The 15,631-nt window shown below is 37.9% G+C and carries 14 protein-coding genes and 1 tRNA gene; 11 read left to right on the forward strand and 4 right to left on the reverse strand.

Annotated elements, in window-relative coordinates; all coding sequences use genetic code 11:
• The first annotated feature begins 59 nt into the window (after window positions 1–59).
• From NMU02_RS09165 to rbp, 3 genes are read left to right on the forward strand one after another with little or no spacing between them, the layout of a single operon-like run.
• Window positions 60–1,175, forward strand: coding sequence for a DEAD/DEAH box helicase (locus NMU02_RS09165; RefSeq protein WP_255027539.1), 1,116 nt, complete (start codon window positions 60–62; stop codon window positions 1,173–1,175).
• 30 nt (window positions 1,176–1,205) lie between these two features.
• A complete protein-coding gene (locus tag NMU02_RS09170) occupies window positions 1,206–1,643 on the forward strand; it encodes a cold-shock protein (protein WP_255027542.1) in 438 nt (145 codons plus the stop codon).
• Between the two features lie 34 nt (window positions 1,644–1,677).
• Window positions 1,678–1,986 (forward strand): RNA-binding regulator, encoded by a 309-nt coding sequence (gene rbp, locus NMU02_RS09175; protein WP_255027544.1) that lies wholly within the window; start codon window positions 1,678–1,680, stop codon window positions 1,984–1,986.
• 324 nt (window positions 1,987–2,310) lie between these two features.
• Here rbp and NMU02_RS09180 read toward each other — a convergent pair whose 3' ends face one another.
• Window positions 2,311–3,900, reverse strand: a complete 1,590-nt coding sequence (locus NMU02_RS09180) for a C2 family cysteine protease (protein ID WP_255027546.1) — start codon at window positions 3,898–3,900, stop codon at window positions 2,311–2,313.
• Between the two features lie 735 nt (window positions 3,901–4,635).
• Between NMU02_RS09180 and NMU02_RS09185 the strand changes: the two genes are divergently transcribed.
• From NMU02_RS09185 to NMU02_RS09195, 3 genes are all read left to right on the forward strand, one after another.
• On the forward strand, window positions 4,636–5,199 hold the full coding sequence (locus NMU02_RS09185) for a DUF3575 domain-containing protein (RefSeq protein WP_255027547.1): 564 nt from the start codon (window positions 4,636–4,638) through the stop codon (window positions 5,197–5,199).
• A 12-nt stretch (window positions 5,200–5,211) separates the two neighbouring features.
• Window positions 5,212–6,654, forward strand: a complete 1,443-nt coding sequence (locus NMU02_RS09190) for a DUF3868 domain-containing protein (RefSeq protein ID WP_255027548.1) — start codon at window positions 5,212–5,214, stop codon at window positions 6,652–6,654.
• 126 nt (window positions 6,655–6,780) lie between these two features.
• The gene (locus tag NMU02_RS09195) at window positions 6,781–8,193 is read left to right on the forward strand and encodes a BatD family protein (RefSeq protein WP_255027549.1); all 1,413 of its coding nucleotides are present in this window, start codon (window positions 6,781–6,783) and stop codon (window positions 8,191–8,193) included.
• Window positions 8,194–8,239: 46 nt separating this feature from the next.
• Here the strand turns inward: NMU02_RS09195 and NMU02_RS09200 are convergent, their stop codons facing one another.
• From NMU02_RS09200 to NMU02_RS09210, 3 genes are all read right to left on the reverse strand, one after another.
• Window positions 8,240–9,436 carry a putative sugar nucleotidyl transferase gene (locus NMU02_RS09200; RefSeq protein WP_255027550.1) on the reverse strand — a complete coding sequence of 399 codons (1,197 nt, stop codon included), beginning with the start codon at window positions 9,434–9,436 and terminating at the stop codon, window positions 8,240–8,242.
• Window positions 9,437–9,457: 21 nt separating this feature from the next.
• Window positions 9,458–9,958 (reverse strand): FHA domain-containing protein, encoded by a 501-nt coding sequence (locus NMU02_RS09205; RefSeq protein WP_255027551.1) that lies wholly within the window; start codon window positions 9,956–9,958, stop codon window positions 9,458–9,460.
• Window positions 9,959–10,045: 87 nt separating this feature from the next.
• A complete protein-coding gene (locus NMU02_RS09210) occupies window positions 10,046–11,665 on the reverse strand; it encodes a S8 family serine peptidase (RefSeq protein WP_255027552.1) in 1,620 nt (539 codons plus the stop codon).
• A gap of 210 nt (window positions 11,666–11,875) precedes the next feature.
• Between NMU02_RS09210 and NMU02_RS09215 the strand changes: the two genes are divergently transcribed.
• The 5 genes from NMU02_RS09215 (at window position 11,876) to NMU02_RS09235 (ending at window position 15,598) form a co-directional block, all read left to right on the forward strand.
• Window positions 11,876–12,619 carry an inorganic diphosphatase gene (locus tag NMU02_RS09215; RefSeq protein ID WP_255027553.1) on the forward strand — a complete coding sequence of 248 codons (744 nt, stop codon included), beginning with the start codon at window positions 11,876–11,878 and terminating at the stop codon, window positions 12,617–12,619.
• Between the two features lie 18 nt (window positions 12,620–12,637).
• A complete protein-coding gene (aroB, locus tag NMU02_RS09220) occupies window positions 12,638–13,696 on the forward strand; it encodes a 3-dehydroquinate synthase (RefSeq protein WP_255027554.1) in 1,059 nt (352 codons plus the stop codon).
• 110 nt (window positions 13,697–13,806) lie between these two features.
• Window positions 13,807–13,881: transfer RNA gene (locus NMU02_RS09225), tRNA-Pro, on the forward strand.
• Between the two features lie 215 nt (window positions 13,882–14,096).
• A complete protein-coding gene (locus NMU02_RS09230) occupies window positions 14,097–14,705 on the forward strand; it encodes a master DNA invertase Mpi family serine-type recombinase (RefSeq protein WP_255027555.1) in 609 nt (202 codons plus the stop codon).
• The gene (locus NMU02_RS09235; RefSeq protein WP_290427133.1) at window positions 14,705–15,598 is read left to right on the forward strand and encodes a TaqI-like C-terminal specificity domain-containing protein; all 894 of its coding nucleotides are present in this window, start codon (window positions 14,705–14,707) and stop codon (window positions 15,596–15,598) included. The genes NMU02_RS09230 and NMU02_RS09235 overlap by 1 nt, the downstream gene beginning before the upstream one ends.
• Window positions 15,599–15,631 lie beyond the last annotated feature (33 nt).

Consider the following 15,631-nt stretch of genomic DNA (forward strand, 5'->3'; position numbering starts at 1 on the left):
TCTTTATACCTATTATTAATTATCAAATACAAAACTGCCTTTAAGGCAGGAACCATTTTATGACATTTAAAGAATTAAACATATCAGAGCCGATATTAAAAGCTCTAACCAGTAAAAATTACGAAAGGCCTACTCCCATTCAGGAAAAGGCAATTCCTATCGCTCTTAAAGGACATGACTTGCTGGGCATCGCACAAACAGGAACAGGCAAAACAGCCGCTTTCGCCATACCGATTATACAACAACTCGAACAACAGTCTCCCAGTAAAAGAAGGGAAATAAAAGCATTGATTATCACTCCTACTCGGGAACTGGCGATACAAATCGACGAGTGTTTCAAAGATTATACCCGATATACGACATTACGCCATACGGTAATCTTCGGAGGAGTGAATCAAAGACAGCAAGTAGAAAGTTTAAAACGGGGTATCGACATCCTCATCGCCACACCCGGACGTTTACTCGACTTGATTAATCAGAAGTATATTACTTTAAATCATATCCGGCATTTTGTTCTCGACGAAGCTGATCGTATGCTCGATATGGGTTTCATACACGATATAAAACGGTTATTACCGCTTTTACCTAATCAAAGACAGACGTTGTTTTTTTCGGCAACAATGCCGCAAGCCATAGCCAAACTGTCTAATTCTATCCTAAAAGATCCCGTAAAAGTAGAAGTCGCTCCCGTATCTTCAGTCGTTGATACGATCGAACAACGTTTATTTTTTGTAGAAAAGCCCCAGAAAAGTAAATTACTATTGAATATCCTCGAAAAAGAGGAAGAAAAAACAGTGTTGGTTTTTTCACGTACCAAACACGGAGCAGACAAAATTGCCCGTACATTAAACAAACAAGGCATCGGCTGTGAAGCTATTCACGGTAATAAAACACAAGTAGCACGCCAACGGGCATTATCTAACTTCAAAACAGGAAAAACACGCGTCATTATAGCAACAGATATTGCAGCAAGAGGAATCGACATCGCCAATCTCGAAATTGTCATCAATTACGATTTACCCGATATAGCAGAAACATACGTACACCGTATCGGTCGTACGGGACGTGCAGGAAACAGCGGAGTAGCCATGTCTTTTTGTTCACAGGAAGAAAATACGATGCTGAAAAGCATACAAAAACTAACTGGAAAAAAATTAAATACAATATCGGTTTAACCGAAAAAACTTAAAAAATAAATTACGCCTATGGCTGTATCATTCAACAAAAGAGAATTACAAAAAAAGAAACAAAGTAAAAGATTAGAAAAGCAAAAACGCAAAGAAGAACGTAAAGCGACGGCCGGAAGCGGATCATTAGAAGATATGATAGCTTACGTAGATGAAAACGGCGTCATTACCGATACCCCTCCCGAAATACAAAACAGCCGGGAAATAAATGTTGAAGACATTGCTATTTCGACTCCTAAAAAAGGAGAAGTCGAAGAAGTTATACAAAAGGGGAAAATAGATTTTTTTAATCCGGAAAAAGGTTACGGATTTATCCGGGACAGTCATACAAATGAAAAATATTTTTTTCATATCAGTAATGCTCCCGATTCAATTACAGAAGGAAACAAGGTCAGTTTTGAACTGGAAGCCGGTCCGAAAGGCATTAATGCCGTCAGGATCGTACTTATAGATTAAAATGATCAATATTAACCATTTTATAATTATAAAAATGAACATTTATGTGTCAAATTTAAGCTTCAACACAACAGATGAAAGCTTAGGAGGATTATTTTCAGAATACGGAGAAGTAACCTCTTCAAAAATTATTACCGATAGAGACACCGGAAAATCCCGTGGATTCGGATTTATAGAAATGAGCAGCGAAGAAGAAGGTCAAAACGCTATTTCGAAACTGAACGAATCTGAATTCGAAGGCAAAACGATTAATGTAAACGTAGCCCGCCCTAAAACCGAACGAAACAGTAGTGGATACAATAGCCGTAACGGATATAACGGCGGCACAAACCGCAGATGGTAATATTCCGTCAAAATTTTTGAAGGGAAGGTCATAATGTCTTCCCTTTTTTTTATTTCAAATCGCTTCTGAAAATCTATTACCAATAAAGTGAATCTGAAAAAATAAAAAAAATACCTGACACAATCAACTCAAATAATTCTTCAGGTATTAAAAACGGGGTAGTAATAACCCATTAAAACTATTTAAACAGAAATATACTATAACAACATTACATTTATTCTCCTTCCATACAAAAACAAATAATATGAATCGTATTCAATAAAAAAGACCGCAAAGATATGCTTAATCCTTACGGTCTTTTAGAACAACGGTAAATATTATTTTTTATAATCCTACCTGTCTCAAAATATAACTTGCTACACGCCTATAATCAGGAGCTACACTATACGAGGGTGGCGTATAAGGTACCGTTACAAGATTACCCGATTGTGCTGCGATACCCGGGTCCATTATGCGGAAATCGATTGTACCAGGAACGACACCATCGTCGGGAATATTTCCGACACCATCCAGTTTATAGCCATTATCATTCGGACTCCATCCCCATGGATTGCGCATTGCAAACAAAGCTGTGGGATCGGAAGGATGCATTACGGTAAATGCATGAGCTGTTACTGTCTCGAAATTCTCTATCTTTATACCTCCCCGGTTAAATCCACCGACAACAAGTTTTCCTTGTTTAAGCGATATAACCGCAGCACGGGCTAACTGATCCGAGGTTAATTTTCCTGGATAGAATGCAAAACTATCACCGTTACCCGTAAAAAGCGGAGCAACGATTTCACTACCGATACCACCGATATCCTCTTGAACTTTATATATGGCATTATATTTCATAATTGCTTTCTCAAGAACTGTCGCCCAAGTCGCTTTATTATTTTTACCCGATACAGCCTTAATCGTACCGTTATCTTCGGCGATAAATTTAGAGGTTACCGTAACTTCTACCCGTTTTCCCTGTGGGTCAAACATAGATACCGTATACGTTTTATCCCCATTATCTCTGATTAAAGTTTCAATAAAATCGGGATAGAGATACGTCATAGATGCAAAAACGGCAAGAGCGGAACAGTCTCCGATACCATGTTGGTTAACATCAGCAGGTATCGGTTTACCAAAGGGATAAAGAGTTACATCAAATTCTTTCATCCGGCCACCGCCTACCGATGAGGGAATGACAGGCTCATTCGAAGCAGTCTTCAACCATACACGATCTTCATCGGTTGTAACATGCCGGTTTTCATAATGAATACCCATTGGCGTTATATTACTATGAGAACTACCAGAGGCATATTGCATCAGATCGTCGATATCGATCTGTGTACCGGCCATCGTCCATTCTGCGATTTGTGTCGCCGAACCACCATTATTACTCTTTACATCAAGCCTGTAATAATAATAAGCTTCATTATTATTAAACTGATATTCATTCTTTTGACCTCTTTTCGAGAAAGTCTGATTTTCACGGGTATCGATAACCGTCCAGGTAGAATTATCTTTCGACCCCGAAAGCGTCCATGATTTGGGGTCTCTATCAGGAGCATCTGCAGCAGAAGTCAGCGTATAATAATTAATCGCCATTTTTTTACTACCGGCCCATTTTATATAAAAGCTACTGTGATAAGTCACAAACTTAGTACTCACATCATTGTCGACAATCTTACTGATGTCAGATCCTGAAGGAGAATCTGAGAATTCAGAAGTTATCATACCGCCCGAAGGCATATTCTGATTCTTATCACTCACTCCTACCGAATAAGGATAAGAAGTCGGTGCGTCATTCTTTTTATCATCGTCAGAACAACTTACAATTAGGCTCAACGGTAACAACAATGCCGAACAAATTACGATTTTTCGGATACGTTGCGCCAAAAATTCTCCGAGTGGATTTTTTTTTGCGTCAAATAATTTCATGGGTTTCATTTAATCAAATAGGTCTAAATTCTTATATTAAATTATATAGTCAATCCAGCATAATACGATCTTTCTCAAAACACGAAACTCAAAACTGTATGAGAAGAAGATGTGAACTTTCGATTATAGTAAAAATAAATACTCTTTTTTCGCTATACATATATATATCCTATAAACGAAAACAAAAATAATGAAATACTTGCAATATAAGATATATATTTCTCTAAAAAAACGTCTGAAAAGCGATATTATTATGTCTTTTTAGACGAAATAATTTAAATCTTTCTGAAAAAATTAGATTTTCGATCGTTCACAACAGTTTCACTCCTATTCTCCTGGTTACTCTTGCTCAAAAAACAACATAAGATTTCAAGTTCACAACATTTCAACAATATAAATTCAGAGTAAACATAATTATATTGTTTCTGTTTATATTATTATACCCAATCTTGGTTTCTTTATGTTATGAACTATACACTAAAAGATGCAAATATCGAAAAAACGTGTGTCGAAGCGACCTTAATAAACATTATAGGAAACGAAACGAACAGATCATCCGTATTTACTCCATCAGAAATCGAAATAATCATAAAACAAAATAAAATAACAGCCACTACCGTCAATTACAATAAAAAAGGAATTCCACTACCATAAAGACATAAAATAGCAACAACTACAACCTCTTTTATTAAATACCTCACCGACTGAATCGATAATTTAAAATAAAATCATTTTATGAACAAATACCTGATCATATTCATGCTGACACTGTTGCCTGCCATAACTTACAGCCAAACTGTTGGCATAAAAAGTAATATTTTTTATGATGCTACGACGACGCTCAACCTTGGTGTAGAAATCGCATTCGACCCCAAAACCACTCTTGATATTTCGGGCAATTATAACCCCTGGAAGTTTGCAAACCGTAAACAATTTAAACACTGGCTTATACAACCTGAATTCCGTTGGTGGTTTTGCGAAACATTCAACGGTTCGTTTATCGGGCTCCATGCTATTGCCGGAGGTTATAATATAGGAGGAATTAAAATACCGTTCAAACTTTATAAAGGACTGGGAGAACATCGGTATCAAGGGAATATGTACGGTGGCGGCATCGCCTACGGATACCAGTGGATACTTAGCAGCCACTGGGGAATTGAAGCAAGTATCGGAGTAGGATATATGTATATAAAATATGACCGTTATCCCCGTGGTAATTGCGGAAATAAACTCGGAAATGGACACAAAAATTATTTCGGCCCCACAAAACTGGCTTTATCTTTTATATACATCATCTAATAAATTACAGCTATGAAAATAACAACTCTATATATTATCTCCCTGTTATTCGGCATATTCAGCACACAAAGTAATGCACAAACATACAGCAATTATGGGATAAAAATTACTGAAACAAAAGCCGAATGTACCGGGAACTCACTGTATATAACACTCGATATAGACCTTTCCGGAATCGATATAAAATCACGTGACGGACTTATACTCACTCCAATCGTTCACTCAAAGGGACAAGAACTCGAACTACCACTTGTTTTTCTGTCCGGTAAAAATAAATACAAAGCCATACAAAGAAGCGAAACTTTCGGTAATCAAATACCCAAACCGTTTTTTATGATCCGTATCGGAAAGGATACGCCCCGGAACATACATTATTCCTATACACTTCCTTATCAGCCTTGGATGGAAAATTCCGGGATTTTCCTCAAAGAAGAACTTTCAGGTTGTGCCGATTGTAAAAAAGCAGAATTTATTATTCAACTATTATCCCAAATACGGCTACCGCTCGAACCTCCGCTAGTCGCTTACATCACCCCTCCCGTTGAAACTGTAAAATCGAGGAAATTCGAAGGAAAAGCTTATCTCGATTTTCCTACCGGAAAATCGGTCGTATTACCGTCATTCAGCAAAAATCCGGAAGAATTGCAAAAAATACGGAACATGATCAATGAAATAAAAGATAACCGGTATGCTGCTATTACTTCTATCGACCTTACTGGCTTTGCTTCTCCCGAAGGCCCTTCCATTCTGAACGAGCGCTTATCGAAAGACCGGTCTTTTGCTCTACAGAAATACTTACAAACAAACTATAACCTAAATTCCGGCATATTCAACGTAAGCTGGAAAGGAGAAGACTGGGAAGGACTGAAAAAAGAAATTATAGCCTCGAATTCGAGATACAAGGAAGCCTTACTCGATATTATCGACTCCTCGGTTACAGGAAGTACAAAAAATGCTCAAATAAAAAACTTATTTAAAGGTTCTGACTATCGGATGCTACTCGATAAATATTATACGAGACTCAGACGTGTAGAATATACACTTAATTATACGATAAAAGCATTCTCTGTAACCGAAGGGATAGAGATATTGAAAACGGCTCCCTCCCAAATGAGCCTCAATGAAATGTTCCTTGTGGCCAATACTTATCCGACAGGAAGTAAAGAATTTAATGATGTATTCGATATCGCTGTACATAATTATCCACTCGACCCAATTGCCAATATAAATGCAGGTGCCGTAGAAATCTTAAAAAACAATTTGTCGCAGGCACATCGTTATCTCGATAAATATACCGAAAATCCACAAGCATGGAACAATCTCGGAGTATTGTATATGATGGAAGGGAATTATGAGAAAGCCGAACGGTTTTTCCGCAAAGCATATCCTGTTAATAAAAAAGAAGCGGCCCATAACCTGAAACAACTCCGTTACCACAAACTCATGAAAAAATAACACTACATGACCAACCTATACATACCCTGCCCAAACAATACAGGCAGGGTATTTTTATGAATATATAGGATCAACATAACGGTTTATTCGTATATTTACATTATTATTAAATATATTCAATCAATTATGAAGCCTTACGATCCCGTACTTAAAAGGAACAAATTAAAAATTATTCTTTTATTATTCTTATTTTCGCTTCCTCAATTTTCTACTGGGCAGGAATGCCCCGATCCCGGCAACCCCTCTTTACAGATCATGACGATATGCGACCGGTCGGTCAGGGTTAACGAACAATTTATATTCGGATACGTATCGACCGAAAAAGCAGAATCTATTTCTATACCCCATAGCAGAAAACCTTTCTCTTTCAATAAAAAAGGCTATGCAATTACGCAGGATCACGCCACCACAATAAACGGTGTGCTCACCTCGGCTACCTTTACAGGAACTTACTATATTGCAACCATCGATAAACCGGGAACTTACTCAATACCAGAAGTCACCTTAAGAATAAACGGAAAAAATTATAAAAGCGAATCGAAAGAAATCATCGTCCTTCCCCCCAGGCCAAAAACAAATATTTCTCAGGTGCAGCATAAAATCTCTGCCAAACCGATTGACCAAAGCGATCAAAAACTTATAGCGGGTAAAGATTTTATGTTGTCGATCCGTTTCAACGCACGGCCCGATTACGATCCGGAAATCGATTTGGGAGACTTATATGGAGACGCTTCTAATCCCGTAAAGCTTACATCAGGGGTAGATGATTCGAAAGATTACGGTTATATGTTTTTTGTGAGTGCCGACACAGCCGGTACTTATAAGATGCCTTCCATTACGGCGATGTTCGACGGGAAAGCATATTCAACCGGAATATACGAAATCACTATCGATGAAAATCCCGCAAATATAAACAACAGTTACGATACTTATTCAGAAGAAAATTATCCATCTGTAACAATAGATAGTGAAGATAATCGCGAAACCTCAAATTTAGCTCACTTTTTTATCGCCTTACTTATAGCGGGATTATTTCTTCTGGTAGTATATGCAAGTATGAAAAAGAAAAAAAAGAGAAAAACCATTTTTCAGCCTCAGCCCAAAATGAATTTCCCCATCATACAATTTTCTACAAATCGTAATTTTTTAAAAATTACCAGAGAATCGGATCTTTATAACGGTATGATTATGGACGAATGTACTTTCGAAGAATTTAAAGAAGAAGACTATAAAGGAATTAAAATCATCGATTCTGAAGGACAAGTCTTTACCGTTGAAACCGCCGAAAAAGCACAATTTGCCCCTTCTGCAGATATCCGTCCGGAAGAGATAATAAGGTTCTATTATATTTTTAACGACGAAACAGAGCTTATTTCCCTTGATTATTTCAAACAATTCATGATAAACTTAACCGAATCTTTACAAAATGAAATAAAAAATAATTCGGACATAAGTGACATAAACGAATTAATTGAAAAAATAAAAAATGCCGTATCCTTTAAAGAAATAATAACTATCTTTTACAACGGAAAAATATAAACGAAATCAGGTATAGATTCCGCCTATATTCTCCCTTCATTTTATATTACTTCAAATTTTCGGCTTGCGTATATATCGCCTCATAAATCGCCTTGTCCTCATCGGTAAGCACTTTCCCGCGACGAGCCATCATACGTTCGGCAATACTGTAAAATTTGGGTAATTGCACATCGGCAAATCCAGATGTTCCTCCTTCACTAAAAGAGGCAACAAAATTACGTGGATAACCGGCTCCGTGTACGTTTACCCCTACCCCCAATACGGTAGCGGTATTGAACATACAGTTAATACCAGCTTTGGAATGATCTCCCATAATGAGGCCGCAAAACTGTAAACCGGTGCGAAGGAAACGACGGGAAGGATAATTCCAAAGTTTAATCTCACTATAATCATTTTTAAGATTCGAAGCATTTGTACCGGCACCCAAATTACACCATTCACCGATAACGGCATTTCCCAAAAATCCGTCATGCCCCTTATTCGAATAAGCCAGCATAACGACATTACTCAATTCTCCTCCGACCTTACAATACGGTCCTAAAGTAGTAGCTCCATAAATCTTAGTGCCCATTTTTACCACAGCATGCTCACAGGCTGCAAATGGAGCCCGGATACACGATCCTTCCATAACCTCGGCATCTTTCCCGATATATACAGGACCTTCAGAAACATTCAGTACGGCACATTCTACAGTTGCACCTTTCTCTATAAATATCTTGGGTGTACCGTCAGGATAATACAAATCTCCGACAATACGGTTAGTAGGACTAATTACAGCGGGCTTTTCATTACGGGCTATCATCAAATAATCGGCTTCGAGAGCTTCTCCGTTTTTCAGAAAAATATCGAACAAATGGTTAATCATACAAGGCTCGGCATCTGCATCTCTCATATTCCCATAATCTCCGTTACGAAACGCCTCGGGGGTTCCTCTAAATGCGATAAAAGTACCTTGATATCCTAACGATTCTCCGTGACCGAGAGCCTCTATCTCTTCCACCAATCTCTGGGAGGGACATACATTTCCCGCAATATAAAACGTCTCATCAACTTCCTTTGCTGGAAATTTCGATGCCAGATAATCTTCGGTAAGATAAGAATAATCACCGGGAAACAAGCGTTCCCATTTTTCCCGTATAGTAAATATTCCCAGTCGTATATCGGCTACCGGACGGGTAAAAGTAATAGGCAATAACTCGGCATGTGCCGTTTCCCCATCGAAAAGTACAATATTCTTACTCATATTTCTATAATATAAACAAATTCAATTCTCATTTTCCGAATCGGAAAAATATACGATAAACGTAGTCGCTCCGATTGTAACGATATCTCCGTTTGCGAGCACTACCCGTTCCTTTTTACCCAAACATTCATGGCGCAAAAAAGTTCCGCTTACACTGGGAAAATCCCGAAGCGTGTAAATCGGGATTTCGGATTTTCCGCATTTTACGTTGATTACACAATGCTGCCGGGCCATACTTACATCACTGCTTTCAATCGGCACTTGTATTTCCGTACCTTTAGAACGACGACCGATAATATTATCTCCCAGAAAAAGAGGTAATTCCTGGCGGTAACCATACGCATTTTCCAGCACCGTAATATGTCCGTAATCAGAACCGGGAACCTCCTCGATATCTCCTACCTTTATGCTGAATTTCTTACCGCAATGAGGACATACAAAAAATAAAGAACTCTTCTTTTCGTATCTTTCCTCATTAAAAGTTACGTAATTATCACACTTCGGACAAATGATTTTTTTCATCTTTATTAATTATTCTCTGTGTCAAAAATAAAATATATTCCCGATAACGACAACAAAATACGATACGAGAGATTTGCAAAAAAGAGATCAACGTCCCTTTTTATACATTCCATTTGCCAATTTTACCGCTTTCATCGCGTTTACAATACCCCCCGACACACAAAGTTCATTATAACGGGTTATTTCTCCCGTACCCGGACTCACAACCTCCCGATCGATCTTTATGACACTCTCCATAAGTATATCTCGAACCTGTACAGCAGTAAGTTTCGGGAAATAATGACGTATCATAGCCGCTATACCGGCAACTACCGGAGATGCTACACTCGTTCCCGAAGAAGAAACATAGCTGTTATCCGGTGCAATCGACCATATACCGGCTCCCGGAGCAAATACATCGACTGTTTTTTTACCGTAGTTCGAAAAAATACAAGGATTACCTTCTACATCCGAAGCACCCACACAAAGCATATTCCCCAAACGTGCACCATTAATATCGGTCCCGTACGGATAGAACAGAATTTCATCCCTGTCGATTCCATTATTTCCGGAAGCTTGTATAAGCAAAACATCATGATCAGCAGCATATCTTAACGCCTCATCGACCATCTCTTTATGAGGAGATATCATTTTACCGAAACTCATATTAACTACTTTAGCACCATTATCCACCGCATAATAGATTGCCGATGCCACATCCTTGTCATATTCATCGCCACGCGGGATAGCCCTTATAGCCATTATTCGCGCTTCGGGATATACTCCTACCATACCGTTCCCTTCATTTTCTTGCGCAGCAATAACTCCTCCCACAAATGTCCCATGGTCGAAAAAGCCAGCCATAAGATCGGTATTCCCGTAAAAACGGTCTTCCGAATTATTTATATCATCTCCTACCTGATGCCTTAAATCAGTTCCGCTATCGAGATTTTTCTTAAACTCTTGCGCTTCCTTCAAGCTCGAATTCATCTGCTTCATTAAATCGTTCCAGTTTCCACTATACTGCATTTCAGCAATATCTCCCGACACGGTTTTCATTGCTTCTGAAAAATCATTACCGGATACTTTCAACTTCAAAACATCTGCGACGGTTAAAGATTTACTATCGGGATACTCCACACGAGCTACACTGTCGATATATACATAAGAAGGCAAGACCCCAGTTGCATGTTCTAATATTTTAAAAAACACATCCGACTGTGAGTCTTCCATCATTTTCAAATAGTATTCGTATTCGGCAGAAGCATTAGCCAACGACGCCGAATCGGTCGGATAATCTTTATACTTGGGATATAATCTTCTGAATTCCCTAAACTCCTGAGCCCCGGCTTCAACAACATTGAAAGTATCGTTTTTAGCCCCGAGAAAATTCCATCCATGTATGTCGTCTATATATCCGTTGCCATCATTATCTTTTCCGTCGGGTATTTCCTTTATATTTACCCAAAACGAGGGTTTGAGATAAGTATGTGTAGTATCGGTTCCCGAATCGATTACCCCGACAATAATCGGTTGTCGAGATGGTTTACGATGTTTCTTCAACCACTCGAGAGCACGTGTCGCATCGGTACCAACAACCGTATCGTTATACATTAATTGCCAATTGACAAGACTTGCTTTATCCTGTGCCGATAAAAAACAGATCATCGGTAAATAAACGACGAAAAAGATAACTGTTCTTTTCCAAAAACGTTTTATCATAGCCATATATATCTATGAAATTATAAATGTAAGATTCGCAATTGAAAAAACAAAAGTAGTATAATTTATGGGTTCGATACTTCGAAAAAAGCGTAAATCTCGAAAATGAAGGCCATAATCAACAGACAATACATAAATATCACGGCTTTTTAATGAAAAATAAAACTGTATATCCCGATTACTTTGTAATTTTGTAATTGAAATTTCTGTAGAATAATGATAAAAGAAGCTATTAAAAAGTATAACATCAGCCATTCTCAGTCTATAAAATCATTAAAAGCTGTACTTATTGATATGGATGGTGTCTTATACGATTCGATGAAAAATCATGCCAAATCATGGTATGTAACGATGCAATCGCAAGGGATAAACAGTACCGAAGATGAATTTTATATGTATGAAGGACGTACTGGAGCCTCTACGATCAACCTGCTTTTCGAAAGGGAAAAAGGCCGGAAAGCGACCGAACAAGAAAAAAAAGACATTTACCGGTTAAAGACAGAGAATTTCTGCCGCTTTCCCCCGGCTCCCCCGATGCCCGGAGCATTGGATTTTCTTGAAAACGTAAAGTCAAAGGGAATTACTCCGGTCCTGGTAACAGGTTCGGGACAAGTTTCGTTACTCGAAAAACTCAACCATGATTATCATGGAATTTTCACCCCCAACCATATGGTTACCGCATTCGATGTAAAACACGGAAAACCGAACCCCGAACCCTATCTTATGGGATTAAAAAAAGCAGGTGTAACAGCATCTGAAGCAATTGTAGTTGAAAACGCGCCACTAGGGGTAGAAGCCGGAGTCGCAGCCGGCATATTTACGGTTGCCGTAAATACCGGACCTCTATCCGACCAGATTTTGCTCGATGCAGGAGCCGATTTATTATTGCCTTCGATGCAAAAACTGGCCGATTATTTCGATGAACTATTCAACGCGATAAAAGACTCTGAAAATCATTAATTACTTAAAAGAAAACGAATGTCACAAGCAATCTTATTTACCCGGCATGTAAACAAAACGGTCGATGAAGCATTATCGCAATACAATTACGACAAACTCTTCGTACTTACCGACACCAATACCCGGCAATACGCATTACCTTTACTCGGGGACAGTAAGGCGATAAAAGACGCAACGGTCATAACAATAGAGGCTGACGATACACATAAAAATATCGATACTTTATGCGCCGTGTGGCTCGAGCTTAGTACACGACATGCCACCCGTAAATCTTTCCTAATCAATCTCGGGGGAGGTATGGTTACCGATTTGGGAGGATTTGCCGCATCTACTTTCAAACGGGGAATACGCTACATAAATATACCTACGACTTTATTAGGAGCCATAGATGCAGCAGTAGGAGGAAAAACAGGAATCAATTTCAACGGTTTGAAAAATGAAATAGGAGCATTCAATCCGGCTCTTGCCGTGATTATTTCAACCCGTTTCTTTGCTACTCTGTCCCGTGAAAACTTACTATCGGGATATGCCGAAATGCTGAAACACGGGCTTATCAGTAATCCGGCTATATACAACAAACTGCTCGATGGAGATTTGTCTACGCCTGATCTCGACCAAATGCTTCAACTAATCAAAGAATCGGTTAATGTAAAAGAAGAAATCGTAAAAAACGATCCTTTCGAGAAAAATATCAGAAAATCGCTTAATCTGGGACATACCGTCGGACACGCATTCGAGAGTCTTTCCCACGAACGCAAGAAACCTGTCGCTCACGGCTATGCTGTTGCTTGGGGACTGATTTGCGAATTACTAATCTCTCACTTTCAAGTACAATTTCCAATCGATACCATACGTCAATTGGCCCGGTTTGTTTATGAAAATTACGGAGCCTTTCCCATAACCTGTGATGATTACGACCACTTATACGAACTCATGACTCACGATAAAAAAAATGACTCCGAAGCGGTAAATTTCACTTTACTGGCCGACATCGGCGATGTAAAAATAAACCAAACAGCCAACAGAAGTGAAATCGGAATTGCATTCGATCTCTATCGAGAATTATTTCACATGTAACCTATTCATTTACAATTAAGATAAAACAGAGCACCTAATTTCACTCAAAAAAATACATTATAAAATTTTGAAGGAATTACAAAAAGTATTACTTTTGCAACACAATTAATCGGGGCGTAGCTCAGTCCGGTTAGAGTACACGTCTGGGGGGCGTGTGGTCGCTGGTTCGAATCCAGTCACCCCGACTGGTAAATAAAAGGAGTTAAGTTTTTCTTAACTCCTTTTTTATTTGCAATACCTTACAGATCTACAACATTTTCATTGCTACAACGATTCTATAACAGATAAAAATGAAAAATAGAATCAATCATCCTTCCTTTGTTTATATACTGTTTCACCCATTTACCTTTATATAATAAAGGATTCCGCTTATCTCTCATTGAACAAACATAAATTTTATATGATATACGGATATATTAGAGTAAGCAGCGATAAACAGACAGTAGAAAACCAACGTTTCGAAATCGGTAATTTCTGTGAACGTGAAAAAATGAAAATCGATGGCTGGATTGAAGAAACCATTAGTGGAACTAAATCCTACAATAAAAGGGAATTGGGAAAACTCTTGAAAAAAGTGCAAAAGAACGACCTTATCATCTGTGCTGAACTATCACGTCTTGGAAGAAACCTTTTTATGATAATGGAAATCCTTAATCTTTGCATGAATAAGGAATGTAAGGTTTGGACTATTAAAGACAATTATCGTTTAGGGGAAGATATTCAAAGTAAAGTCTTGGCTTTTGCTTTTGGCTTATCTGCTGAAATTGAACGTAACTTAATTAGCCAACGCACCAAAGAAGCATTATCAAGAAAAAAAGCCGAAGGAATAATATTAGGAAGACCGAAAGGTAAAAAGAGTTCTCCTGAAAAATATAAGCTACATAATAAAAAAACTCTTATACAAGAATTATTAAAAGCAAAAGTATCACAACGCAAAATAGCCAAAATTTGCCATGTTGATAGAAATACATTAGCTCGTTACATTAAAAATTTTTTAGTAGAATATTAATGAGCGTTTTCGTGCAGCAAAGTGGGTCGTTTTGTAATTTTTCTAACAGCGATTGTTGGGTAATCTTATCGCCAATAGAACAAAGCATAAAGCGCAAGATCGAAGCTGTGGGTACGCCACTCAAAGATTGGGATATACAAATTAACTACGGAATAAAAACTGGCTACAATGATGCCTTTATCATTGATACAGTCAAAAGAGAAGAAATCCTTACCAATTGTCAGACAGAAGATGAATATAAAAGAACAGCTGAAATTATACGACCTATTCTGCGAGGCAGGGACATAAAACGTTACGGATATAATTGGGCAAATCTTTGGTTAATATACATTCCTTGGCATTTTCCATATCAATTTGAGGAATCTATAACAGGTGCTTCTGAAAAAGCAGAAAAAGCTTTCAAAGAACAATATCCAGCTGTATATAATCACATGCTGCAATATAAAGACCCACTTTCGAAACGTAACAAAGCTGAAACTGAAATACGTTATGAGTGGTATGCTATGCAACGTTGGGGGGCCAAGTATTGGGAGGATTTTTTCAAGCCAAAAATATGTTGGAAAGCAGTTGGTCGAAATCTGGCATTTGCATTAGTTGATTCAGGCATATTCCTAACAGCACCTGCAAGCTTTATTTCAGCAGGAAAGTACAATGAAATTATTTTATCTTATCTCTGCAGCAAAGTTGGGACTTATTATATATACAAAAATAGTGATACAACGGGATCCGGAGACATTATGCTTAATATACAATCTCTTACTAAATTTCCAATACCCCAAAATATAACTATTCCTCTTAATCTGTCTAAAGAAGAAACAGATGATTTTATATTTATTTCTTACGGTTTTTCTAAAGAAGAAATTTTATATATAGAAAGTAATATTAAAAAATGAAACTATGTAAGATATAATGCTTCCCATGTCTGA

It is taken from the genome of Coprobacter tertius (assembly GCF_024330105.1).
GTDB classification, from domain to species: domain Bacteria; phylum Bacteroidota; class Bacteroidia; order Bacteroidales; family Coprobacteraceae; genus Coprobacter; species Coprobacter tertius.

Bases quoted from the DNA above. Each gene is read 5' to 3' on its own strand.
- NMU02_RS09190 (WP_255027548.1), top strand. From the start codon at position 5,212: ATGAAAATAACAACTCTATATATTATCTCCCTGTTATTCGGCATATTC.
- NMU02_RS09210 (WP_255027552.1), bottom strand. From the start codon at position 11,665: ATGGCTATGATAAAACGTTTTTGGAAAAGAACAGTTATCTTTTTCGTC.
- NMU02_RS09230 (WP_255027555.1), top strand. From the start codon at position 14,097: ATGATATACGGATATATTAGAGTAAGCAGCGATAAACAGACAGTAGAA.
- NMU02_RS09185 (WP_255027547.1), top strand. From the start codon at position 4,636: ATGAACAAATACCTGATCATATTCATGCTGACACTGTTGCCTGCCATA.
- NMU02_RS09205 (WP_255027551.1), bottom strand. From the start codon at position 9,958: ATGAAAAAAATCATTTGTCCGAAGTGTGATAATTACGTAACTTTTAAT.
- NMU02_RS09180 (WP_255027546.1), bottom strand. From the start codon at position 3,900: ATGAAATTATTTGACGCAAAAAAAAATCCACTCGGAGAATTTTTGGCG.
- NMU02_RS09170 (WP_255027542.1), top strand. From the start codon at position 1,206: ATGGCTGTATCATTCAACAAAAGAGAATTACAAAAAAAGAAACAAAGT.
- aroB (WP_255027554.1), top strand. From the start codon at position 12,638: ATGTCACAAGCAATCTTATTTACCCGGCATGTAAACAAAACGGTCGAT.
- NMU02_RS09195 (WP_255027549.1), top strand. From the start codon at position 6,781: ATGAAGCCTTACGATCCCGTACTTAAAAGGAACAAATTAAAAATTATT.
- NMU02_RS09200 (WP_255027550.1), bottom strand. From the start codon at position 9,436: ATGAGTAAGAATATTGTACTTTTCGATGGGGAAACGGCACATGCCGAG.
- NMU02_RS09235 (WP_290427133.1), top strand. From the start codon at position 14,705: ATGAGCGTTTTCGTGCAGCAAAGTGGGTCGTTTTGTAATTTTTCTAAC.
- rbp (WP_255027544.1), top strand. From the start codon at position 1,678: ATGAACATTTATGTGTCAAATTTAAGCTTCAACACAACAGATGAAAGC.
- NMU02_RS09165 (WP_255027539.1), top strand. From the start codon at position 60: ATGACATTTAAAGAATTAAACATATCAGAGCCGATATTAAAAGCTCTA.
- NMU02_RS09215 (WP_255027553.1), top strand. From the start codon at position 11,876: ATGATAAAAGAAGCTATTAAAAAGTATAACATCAGCCATTCTCAGTCT.